Source organism: Roseicyclus sp., assembly GCF_052168335.1.
In the GTDB taxonomy this organism is placed as follows: domain Bacteria; phylum Pseudomonadota; class Alphaproteobacteria; order Rhodobacterales; family Rhodobacteraceae; genus Roseibacterium.
Window position 1 is genome coordinate 1 of record NZ_JBQLZP010000204.1, and the last position, 9,279, is coordinate 9,279.

7 protein-coding genes are annotated in these 9,279 nt (G+C 69.9%); all 7 read left to right on the top strand.

All coding sequences use genetic code 11. The features are described 5' to 3' along the window. Window positions 1–107: 107 nt before the first annotated feature. Window positions 108–3,917, top strand: coding sequence for a nitrate reductase subunit alpha (locus ACTS11_RS06440; protein WP_442639509.1), 3,810 nt, complete (start codon window positions 108–110; stop codon window positions 3,915–3,917). Further along, window positions 3,914–5,437: a nitrate reductase subunit beta gene (gene narH, locus ACTS11_RS06445; protein WP_442639510.1), complete on the top strand. Its 1,524-nt coding sequence runs from the start codon at window positions 3,914–3,916 to the stop codon at window positions 5,435–5,437. Before ACTS11_RS06440 ends, narH begins: the two co-directional genes overlap by 4 nt. A gap of 1 nt (window position 5,438) precedes the next feature. Continuing rightward, window positions 5,439–6,158, top strand: a complete 720-nt coding sequence (gene narJ / locus ACTS11_RS06450; protein WP_442639511.1) for a nitrate reductase molybdenum cofactor assembly chaperone — start codon at window positions 5,439–5,441, stop codon at window positions 6,156–6,158. 11 nt (window positions 6,159–6,169) lie between these two features. Further along, window positions 6,170–6,967 carry a respiratory nitrate reductase subunit gamma gene (narI, locus tag ACTS11_RS06455; protein WP_442639512.1) on the top strand — a complete coding sequence of 266 codons (798 nt, stop codon included), beginning with the start codon at window positions 6,170–6,172 and terminating at the stop codon, window positions 6,965–6,967. A 5-nt stretch (window positions 6,968–6,972) separates the two neighbouring features. Then, a complete protein-coding gene (locus ACTS11_RS06460) occupies window positions 6,973–7,788 on the top strand; it encodes a peptidylprolyl isomerase (RefSeq protein WP_442639513.1) in 816 nt (271 codons plus the stop codon). Then, window positions 7,785–8,351, top strand: coding sequence for a hemerythrin domain-containing protein (locus ACTS11_RS06465; RefSeq protein ID WP_442639514.1), 567 nt, complete (start codon window positions 7,785–7,787; stop codon window positions 8,349–8,351). The genes ACTS11_RS06460 and ACTS11_RS06465 overlap by 4 nt, the downstream gene beginning before the upstream one ends. Continuing rightward, window positions 8,348–9,279, top strand: a 932-nt coding sequence (locus ACTS11_RS06470) for a molybdopterin molybdotransferase MoeA (RefSeq protein ID WP_442639515.1), incomplete at its 3' end; no start/stop codon positions are given. The genes ACTS11_RS06465 and ACTS11_RS06470, both read left to right, overlap by 4 nt.

Sequence of the window (9,279 nt, forward strand, 5' to 3'; positions counted from 1 at the left end):
TTCTACTACAGCCGGAAGAACGCCCCCGTCCCCTGCTGACCCCAGACCACACGACCGGAGCGCGGCCCAGGCCGCCGCGCTCCGAAGGCAGCCCATAGGAGAACGAGATGAGCCACCTGCTCGACAGACTGAACTTCCTCCGGTCCAATACGCTGGAAGAGTTCTCGAACGGCCACGGGCAAGTGACCCGCGAGAGCCGCGCCTGGGAAGAGACCTACAGAAACCGCTGGCGCCACGACAAGGTCGTGCGCTCGACCCACGGGGTGAACTGCACCGGCTCGTGCTCGTGGAAGATCTACGTGAAGTCCGGGATCGTGACCTGGGAGACGCAGCAGACCGACTATCCCCGCACGCGTCCCGACCTGCCGAACCACGAGCCCCGCGGCTGCGCGCGCGGCGCCTCCTACAGCTGGTATCTCTACTCCGCCAACCGGGTGAAGAACCCGCTGATCCGGGGTCGGCTGATGAAGGCCTGGCGCCGGATGCGCGAGACGATGAGCCCGATCGAGGCCTGGACCGCGATCCAGTCGGACCCGATCCTGCGCGCCTCCTACGTCGAGACGCGCGGCAAGGGCGGCTTCGTCCGCGCGAGCTGGGACGAGGCGACCGAGATCGTGGCGGCCGCGAACGCCTGGACGGCCAGGACCTACGGGCCCGACCGGATCTTCGGCTTCTCGCCGATCCCGGCCATGTCCATGGTCTCCTACGCCGCGGGCTCGCGCTACCTGTCGCTGATGGGCGGCGTCTGCATGTCCTTCTACGACTGGTACTGCGACCTGCCGCCCGCCTCGCCGATGACCTGGGGCGAGCAGACGGACGTGCCGGAATCGGCGGACTGGTACAATGCGGGCTACCTGCTCCTCTGGGGCTCGAACGTGCCGCAGACCCGGACGCCCGACGCGCATTTCTACACCGAGGCGCGTTATCGCGGCACCAAGTCGGCGGTGATCTGCCCCGACTATTCCGAGGCCGCGAAGTTCGGCGACGTGTGGCTCAACGTGAAGCAGGGCACCGACGCCGCGCTCGCCATGGCCTTCGGTCACGTCATCCTGCGCGAGTTCCACCTCGACCGGCAGGCGGAGTACTTCGAGGAGTATTGCCGCAAGTACTCGGACTTCCCGATGCTGGTGCAGCTCGAGGAGAAGGACGGGTGCCTGATCCCCGGCCGGTTCCTGCGCGCGGGCGACCTCGACGGCAAGCTCGGCGAGGAGACGAACCCCGAGTGGAAGACGGTCGCCTGGGACGAGGTCTCGGGCGGGCTCGTGTCGCCCAACGGCTCCATCGGCTACCGCTGGGGCGGTGCGCCGGCCGGCGCCGAGAAGACGCCGGGCGAGGGCAAGACCGGCATGGCGGCGGGCGCCGACATGGACACCGCGCGCTGGAACCTCGAGGAGCGGGCGAAGGGCGCCGACACGCGCCTGAAGATGTCGCTGATCCTCGAGGGCGACCATGACGAGGTCGCGGGCGTCGACTTCCCCTATTTCGGCGCCGACGCGACCGAGGCCTTCGATGCGGGTGACCGCCGGCCGAACGTCCTGACCAAGAACGTGCCGGTGAAGCGCATCCGCACGGCGGAGGGCGAGGTGGCGGTCGCCACCGTCTTCGACCTGTTCTGCGCAAACTACGGGCTCGACCGGGGCCTCGGCGGCGACTGGGTCGCGAAGGACTATGCCGAGGACGTGCCGGGCACCCCCGCCTGGGCCGAGGCGATCACCGGCGTCTCCGCCGACAAGATCGTCCACGTCGCCCGCGAGTTCGCCCAGACCGCCGAGAAGACCAACGGCAAGTCCATGATCATCATCGGTGCCGCGATGAACCACTGGTACCACATGGACATGAACTACCGCGGCGTCATCAACATGCTGGTGATGTGCGGATGCGTCGGCCAGTCGGGCGGCGGCTGGGCGCACTACGTGGGGCAGGAGAAGCTCCGGCCGCAGACCGGGTGGACGCCGCTCGCCTTCGCGCTCGACTGGGGCAGGCCGCCCCGGCACATGAACTCGACCTCGGCCTGGTATGCCCATACCGACCAGTGGCGCTACGAGACGCTGACGGCGGGCGAGATCCTCTCGCCGACGGCGCCCGAGGGCGACTGGGACGTGTCGATGATCGACTACAACATCCGCGCCGAGCGGATGGGGTGGCTGCCCTCCGCGCCGCAGCTCAGGACCAATCCGCTGGAGGTGGCGAAGGCCGCGAAGGCGGCGGGCAGGCCGGTGGCCGACTACGTCGCGGACGAGCTCAAGTCCGGGCGGCTCGAGATGTCCTGCGAGGACCCCGACGCGCCCGAGAACTGGCCGCGGAACCTCTTCGTCTGGCGCTCGAACCTGCTCGGCTCGTCCGGCAAGGGGCACGAGTACTTCCTCAAGCACCTGCTCGGCACCGATCACGGCGTCCTCGGCCGCGATCTCGGCGAGGAGGGGCGGCAGCTTCCGAAGGAGGCGCGGTGGCACGAGGAGGGTCCGCGCGGCAAGCTCGACCTGCTGGTGACGATCGACTTCCGGATGAGCACCACGGCCGTCTACTCCGACATCGTGCTGCCCACGGCGTCCTGGTACGAGAAGAACGACCTCAACACCTCGGACATGCATCCGTTCATCCATCCGCTCCAGGCGGCAGTGGACCCGGCCTACGAGTCGAAGTCCGACTGGGAGATCTTCAAGGCCATCGCCATGAAGGTGCAGGAGGTCGCGCCCGAGATCCTCGGCGTCGAGACCGACATCGTCGCGCTGCCGATCCTGCACGATACGGCCGGCGAGATCGCGCAGGACCAGGTCAGGGACTGGAAGCGCGGCGAGTGCGACCTGATCCCCGGCAGGACGGCGCCGAACTTCATCGCGGTCGAGCGGGACTACACCGCCATCGGCGACCGGTTCTGCGCGCTCGGGCCGCTGATGGACAAGCTCGGCAACGGCGGCAAGGGCATCGCGTGGAAGACCGAGCACGAGGTGCAGCACCTGCGCGAGCTGAACGGCGTATGGGAAGACGGGCCGGCCAGGGGATGCGCGAAGATCGTCACCGACATCGATGCGGCCGAGGTCATCCTGATGCTCGCCCCCGAGACCAACGGCGAGGTCGCGGTCAAGGCGTGGGAGGCGCTGTCGAAGGCCACGGGCCGGGAGCACGCGCACCTCGCGCTGCCCAAGGAGGACGAGAAGATCCGCTTCCGCGACATCGCCGCCCAGCCGAGGAAGATCATCTCCTCGCCCACCTGGTCGGGCCTCGAGAGCGAGAAGGTCTGCTACAACGCGGGCTACACCAACGTCCACGAACTGATCCCGTGGCGGACCCTCACTGGGCGCCAGCAGCTCTACCAGGATCACCTCTGGATGCGGGCCTTCGGCGAGGGCTTCATGTCCTACCGCCCGCCGGTCGACCTGAAGACCGTGACCGCGGAGATCAACCACGAGGCGCGGGACGCCCAGCCCCACGTCGTGCTGAACTTCATCACGCCGCACCAGAAATGGGGCATCCACTCCACCTATTCCGACAACCTCCTGATGCTGACGCTCAACCGCGGCGGTCCGGTGATCTGGATCTCCGAGAACGACGCGGCGAAGGCGGGCATCGTCGATAACGACTGGGTGGAGCTCTACAACGCGAACGGTGCGCTGACGGCCCGCGCGGTCGTCAGCCAGCGCATGAAGGACGGAACGACCTTCATGTACCACGCCCAGGAAAAGATCGTGAACACGCCCGGCTCGGAGAAGACGGGCAAGCGCGGGGGCATCCACAACTCCGTCACCCGCGCCACGCTGAAACCCACCCACATGATCGGCGGCTACGCCCAGCAGTCCTACGGCTTCAACTACTACGGCACCGTGGGCGCGAACCGGGACGAGTTCGTCATCGTCAGGAAGATGCGGAAGGTCGACTGGCTGGACCGCGAAGCGACCGCAAAGGAGGCCGCGGAATGAGAGTGCGCGCACAGATCGGCATGGTGCTGAACCTCGACAAGTGCATCGGGTGTCACACCTGTTCGGTGACCTGCAAGAACGTCTGGACCAGCCGCGACGGCGTCGAATACGCCTGGTTCAACAACGTCGAGACCAAGCCCGGCACCGGCTATCCCACCGACTGGGAGAACCAGAAGCGCTGGAACGGCGGCTGGGAGCGGACGAAATCCGGCAAGCTCCAGCCCAGGCAGGGCAGCAAATGGCGGATCCTGGCGAACCTCTTCGCCAACCCGGACCTGCCCGAGATCGACGACTACTACGAGCCGTTCGACTTCGACTACGACCACCTCAAGTCCGCTCCCGAGATGGAGGCGTTCCCCACGGCGCGCCCCCGCTCGAAGATCACCGGCGAGCGGATCGAGAAGATCGAGAAGGGCCCGAACTGGGAGGAGATCCTCGGCGGCGAGTTCTCCAAGCGCGGCCAGGACTACAACTTCGAGGGCGTGCAGAAGGAGATCTACGGGGAATACGAGAACACCTTCATGATGTATCTCCCCCGGCTCTGCGAGCATTGCCTGAACCCGGCCTGCGCCGCGTCGTGCCCGTCCGGCGCGATCTACAAGCGCGAGGAGGACGGCATCGTCCTCATCGACCAGGAGAAGTGCCGGGGCTGGCGGATGTGCGTCTCGGGCTGCCCCTACAAGAAGGTCTACTACAACTGGTCGACCGGAAAGTCGGAGAAGTGCACGCTCTGCTATCCCCGGATCGAGAGCGGCAACCCCACCGTCTGCTCGGAGACCTGCGTGGGCCGCATCCGCTATCTCGGCGTGATGCTCTACGACGCGGACCGGATCGAGGAGGCGGCGAACGCGGCCTCGGAGATGGACCTCTACGACGCGCAGCTCGGCGTGTTCCTCGACCCGCATGACCCCGTCGTGATCGAGACGGCGCGGGCCGACGGCATCCCGGAGGACTGGATCCGGGCCGCGCAGGAAAGCCCGATCTGGAAGATGGCGATGGAGTGGAAGGTCGCCTTCCCGCTGCATCCCGAATACCGGACGCTGCCCATGGTGTGGTACATCCCGCCGCTTTCGCCGATCCAGAACGCCGCAGAGGCGGGCGCGATCGGCATGGACGGCGCGATGCCCGACGTGCGCAACCTGCGCATCCCGCTGAGATACCTCGCCAACATGCTGACGGCGGGCGACGAGGCGCCGGTGGCCAACGCGCTCGAGCGGATGCTGGCGATGCGGGCCTACATGCGCGCCAAGACCATCGACGGCGTGATCGACGAGGGCATCGCCGCCCGCGTCGGCCTCTCGGGGCGGGTCATCGAGGACATGTACAGGATCATGGCGCTCGCCGACTACGAGGACCGGTTCGTGATCCCCACGACCCACCGCGAGCAGGTCGAGGAAGCCTACGACCTCAAGGGCGGCTGCGGCTTCACCGACGGCAACGGCTGTTCCACCGGCACGTCCAGGGCCTCGCTGTTCGGCGGGTCCAAGAAACCCCTCAGGATGCCCCAGGAGGTGCGCTGACATGGCCCCGCAACGACACGACCGCACGCTCAAGGCGCTGTCGCTGATCCTGAGCTACCCCACGCGGGAGCTTCAGGCCGCGATGCCGGAGATCGGGGGCGTCCTCGCCTCCGACACCCGCCTCACCGCCGCCGCGCGCCGCGCGCTCCGCCCGCTGGTCGAGAGCCTGCGGGACGGCGACATCTACGACCTCGAGGAGCGTTTCGTGATGCTCTTCGACCGCTCGCGCACGCTGTCGCTCAACCTCTTCGAGCATGTCCACGGCGAGAGCCGGGACCGGGGCGGCGCGATGGTGTCCCTGATCGAGACCTACAGGGCAGGGGGCTTCGAGCCCGCCACGAGCGAACTGCCCGATCACCTGCCGGTCCTGCTGGAATTCCTGAGCACTCGACCCTTCGCGGAGTCTCGGGACACCTTGGCGGACGCGGCGCATATCTTCGCGGCCCTGGAGGAGCGTCTGCGCCGCCGGGAGTCGGACTATGCCGCCGCGTTCGCCGCTCTTTCCATGCTGTCCGGCGTGACGGCGGACGGAGAGGCGGTGGCGGGCCTCCTCGATCAGCCCGAGGTGGACCCCGACGATCTCGAGGCGCTCGACGCCGTCTGGGAGGAGAGCGAGGTGCGCTTCGGGCCCGACCCGAACGCGGGCTGCCCGCAGGTGCGCGACATGCTCGCGCGGATGGACGAACCGGCCCGGCGCGCCCCGCGCGTCGCCGCCGAGTGACGGAGGCAATGATGAACACCTTTCTTTTCGGCATCTTCCCCTACATCGCGCTGGCCGTGGGGATCATGGGCACCATCGCCCGTTACGAACGCGACCCCTTCACCTGGAAGACATCCTCCTCGCAGCTCCTGCGGCGCAGGCAGCTCGTGGTGGGCTCGATCCTGTTCCATGTCGGCGTCCTGGTGATCTTCTTCGGCCATCTCGTCGGCCTGCTGACACCGATCTGGATCTTCGACGCGCTTGGCGTGAGCCACGGGGCGAAGCAGCTCCTTGCCGTGGTCGCGGGCGGTGTCGCGGGCGTCATGGCGCTGGCGGGGGGGCTCATCCTCCTGCATCGCCGCTGGACCGACCCGCGCATCCGCGTGACGTCGAGCTTCTGGGACAACGCGATCCTCATGATGCTGGTCGCGCAGCTCGTCCTCGGCCTCGCCACGGTCTTCGTCTCGCTCGGCCATCTCGACGGCCACGAGATGGTGAAGTTCATGTCCTGGGCGCAGGGGATCTTCACCTTCGACGGCGCGGCGGCGAGCCATGTCGCGGGGGTCCACTGGCTGTTCAAGGCGCATATCGTGCTGGGGCTCCTGATCATCGCGGTCTTCCCCTTCACGCGGCTCGTGCACATCGTCTCGGGCTTCGCGGCGCCGCTCCGCTACCTCGTGACCCGCACGGGCTGGCAGATCGTCCGCTCGCGCCGTCGCGCTGCCCTGCCGCCCCGGCCCGCATCCGTTCCGGGCGCCCGCCCGGCCCGTCCCGTCGTGACGTCGCCCGCGCCCGGCCCGCGCGGCGCGGCCCCCTCGCCGGCGGAGTGAGCGCCATGAACGCAGCCCTGTTCCCCGACGTGATCGTGAACGGCGAGAAGGTGGACCACACCCTGATCGCCGCCGAGACGCAGAACCACGAAGCACCCCGCGGCAAGCCCGGCATCGCCTGGCGGAAGGCGGCGAACGCCGTGGCGATCCGCACGCTCCTCCTGCAGGAGGCGCGTCGGCGCGGCATCCTCGCGCTGCCCGCCGAAGTGGGGCCGGGCCGCTTCGAGACGGAGGAGGAGGCCCTGATCCGGGGCCTCCTCGAGACGGCGGTGGAGACCGTGCCCCCGTCCGGGGACGCGGTCCGGGCCGAATGGGCGCGCGATCCCGCGCGGTTCCGCGCTCCGCCGCTCTGGGAGGCGTCGCACATCCTCGTCGCCTGCGATCCGGCGAAGGACGACGACCGGACCCATGCGGAGGACCGCGCGCGCCGCCTCGCGGCCCTGCTCGCGGAGGGCGGCGCCTTCGCCGCCGTCGCCGAGCGGCACAGCGATTGCCCCTCGCGGTCGTCGGGCGGCTTCCTCGGCCAGCTCCGGCCCGGCGACACGGTGCCGGAGTTCGAGGCCGCCCTGCGCAAGCTCGGCGCGGGCGAGACGACGGCCACGCCGGTCCTGACGCGGCATGGCTGGCACATCATCCGCATCGATGCGGCGGCCGAGGGCGCGGTCCTGCCCTACGAGGCGGTGCGCGACCGGATCGCGGCGGCCATGGAGAAGGCCGCCTGGTCCCGCGCGGCCCGCGCCTTCGTCGGCGGGCTCATCGCGCGGGCCGAGATCCGGGGCGCGGACCTCAGGGCCGCCGCGCCGGGCAGGGCGGGGACATGACGCGGCATTCCGAGGATTTCGTCCGGGCCCGCGCGACCGGTCGTGCCGTCCCGCACCGTTTCGACGATCCGCTCGAGGCGATCCATGCCGACCACATGCGCCAGCGCGAGATCTGCGCGCTGCTCGACCGGGTCGCGCAGCCGGGCGGGCCCGAAGCCGCCTCGGTCCGGGCGGCCCTGGGCTTCATGTTCGACGACCTGCCGCTCCACCTCGAGGACGAGGAGCGGGATCTCTTCCCGCGCCTGCGCACGCGCTGCGAACCCGGCGACGAGCTTGCCCCGACGCTCGACCGGCTCGCGGCCGAACACCGCAGCTTCGTGGCCGAAGCCCCGGCCATCGCCGCGATCCTCGAGGCGCTCTGCGACGGATGCGGCGGCATCTCGGGGGGCGAGCGCGCCTTTCTCGGCGCCTTCGTCGGCCGGTCGCGGCGCCACCTGACCTTCGAGAACGCCATCGTCCTGCCTTTCGCCCGCCTGCGCCTCCTGCCGGAGGATCGCGAGGCCATCCGCCTCGGGATGATGCGGCGGCGCGGACTGGCTGCCTGCGGGGAGGCCGCGCCATGACACTTCTCGCGACCATCGGGGCGCCCGGCTGCGGCTGCGGCGACATCGAGGCGGAACCCGGCCTCATCGGCATCGACCGGGCCCTCGCGCGGATCGCCCTCGTGCCGCCCGTCCAGGGGATCGAGACGCTGCCCCTCTGCGGGGCCCTCGGCCGCGTGCTCGCCGCGGGGGTCCGGGCCGAGGGCATGTCGCCGCCCTTCGACAATTCGGCAATGGACGGCTACGCGGTCGCGTCCGAAGCCTTCGCGGGCAAGGGGCCCTGGACGCTCGCCGTGACCGACAGGGTTCCCGCCGGCGGCCTGCCCTCGGGCCGGATCGGGGGCCTGCACGCGGCGCGCATCTTCACCGGCGCGCCGCTGCCCGAAGGGGCGGATGCCGTCCTCATGCAGGAGGCGGTGGAGCGCGACGGCGACACGATCCGCGTCGCGCGGAAGCCCGCGCCCGGGGCGAACCTGCGCCGGGCGGGCGAGGACATGGCGGCTGGCGAGACCGTCCTTGCCCCCGGTTGCCGGATCGGCCCGCGCCAGATCGCCGCCGCCGCCGCCGCCGGGGCCGCCTCGCTGTGCGTGAGGCGGCCGATCCGCGTGGCGCTGCTCGTCACCGGGGACGAGGTCGCGCGCGGCAGCCCCTCGGCGATCCGCGACGTGAACACGCCGATGCTGATGGCGGAGCTCGCGGTGCCGGAGGTGCGACTCGTGCGCTGTGCGCATGGCGCCGACGAGCGCATGGCGCTGATGGATCGGATCGGCGACCTCGCCGCCACCGCCGACCTCGTCGTCACCACGGGCGGCATTTCCGTCGGTGACGCGGATCACGTGAAGCCCGCGATCCGCGGCCTCGGCGGAGAGGTCGCCTTCGAAGGCGTCGCGATCAAGCCGGGCAAGCCCGTCGCCTTCGGCCGCCTCGGACCGGCGTATTGGCTCGGCCT

Bases quoted from the DNA above. Each gene is read 5' to 3' on its own strand.
- ACTS11_RS06440 (WP_442639509.1), top strand. From the start codon at position 108: ATGAGCCACCTGCTCGACAGACTGAACTTCCTCCGGTCCAATACGCTG.
- narH (WP_442639510.1), top strand. From the start codon at position 3,914: ATGAGAGTGCGCGCACAGATCGGCATGGTGCTGAACCTCGACAAGTGC.
- narJ (WP_442639511.1), top strand. From the start codon at position 5,439: ATGGCCCCGCAACGACACGACCGCACGCTCAAGGCGCTGTCGCTGATC.
- narI (WP_442639512.1), top strand. From the start codon at position 6,170: ATGAACACCTTTCTTTTCGGCATCTTCCCCTACATCGCGCTGGCCGTG.
- ACTS11_RS06460 (WP_442639513.1), top strand. From the start codon at position 6,973: ATGAACGCAGCCCTGTTCCCCGACGTGATCGTGAACGGCGAGAAGGTG.
- ACTS11_RS06465 (WP_442639514.1), top strand. From the start codon at position 7,785: ATGACGCGGCATTCCGAGGATTTCGTCCGGGCCCGCGCGACCGGTCGT.